Here is a 1,052-nt window from a genome sequence, read left to right on the forward strand (position 1 = left end):
AACCCGCTGTTGAGTCTCAGGACATCGCCGACAGTTGATGTCTCAGGACATCGCGGACACTGACCGGCCTGTCAGCGTGATGACCAGCTGTTTTGTGGTGATCATGCGGCGATGGGCAGAGCAGGGTTTTCGATGGATCCTGAGTTCGTCGCCGCAGTCGCGCAGGTCGCAGCAGGCGAGAAGATCAACGTGGCGCAGTTCTGCCACGAACACGGCCTGTCCCGGGACACCTTCTACAAATACCTGACCCGATTCCGGGCCGAAGGCACCGACGGATTCACCCGCCGCAGCACCGCCCCGCACCACCACCCGAGCGCACTCGGGACCACGGTGGCCGAGGCGGTGCTGCGGGCCCGCAAGCAACTCGCCGAGGCGGGCCTGGACAACGGCCCGATCTCCATCCGCTGGCGCCTGGAAGACACCGGTATCACCCCGGTGCCCTCCCGCGCCTCGATCCACCGCATCCTGCGCGCCCACGGCCAGATCGCCCCGCAGCCACGCAAGAAACCGAAAACACGGCGCCGGTTCGAATACACCGACCCCAACGGCTGCTGGCAGATCGACGGCATGGAGCACTACCTGGCCGACGGCACCAAGGTCTGCATCATCCAGATCCTCGATGACCATTCCCGCCTCGACGTCGGCTCTTACGCCGCGGACGGCGAAACCACCGCCGGCACCTGGGCCGCGCTGCAACAGGCCTTCGCCGGGCACGGCCTGCCCGTGCGGCTGCTCTCGGACAACGGCCTGGCCTTCACCGGCCGCCACCGCGGGTGGATGGTCGAACTGGAACGCCGGCTCGCCGAACTCGGCATCACCACCATCGCCGCCACCCCACACCACCCGCAGACCTGCGGCAAGAACGAACGCAGCCACCAGACCCTGCAAAAATGGCTCGCCGCCCGACCACCCGCCGACACCCTCGCCGACCTGCAGAAACTGCTAGACGAATACCGGCGGATCTACAACCATCGCCGCCACCAAAGCCTCAACGGCCACACACCCCAGCAGCGCTACGACGCCCGACCCAAAGCCATCCCTCCCACCGGCCC

The 1,052-nt window shown here is 66.9% G+C and carries 1 protein-coding gene; it reads left to right on the plus strand.

Annotated features, from left to right (window positions below; translation table 11 throughout):
- Positions 1-132: 132 nt before the first annotated feature.
- Positions 133-1,052: IS481 family transposase (locus IE317_RS44100; RefSeq protein WP_191317308.1), on the plus strand; the 920-nt coding region annotated here is incomplete at its 3' end.

This window comes from Amycolatopsis bullii, assembly GCF_014654205.1.
Taxonomy (GTDB): domain Bacteria; phylum Actinomycetota; class Actinomycetes; order Mycobacteriales; family Pseudonocardiaceae; genus Amycolatopsis; species Amycolatopsis plumensis.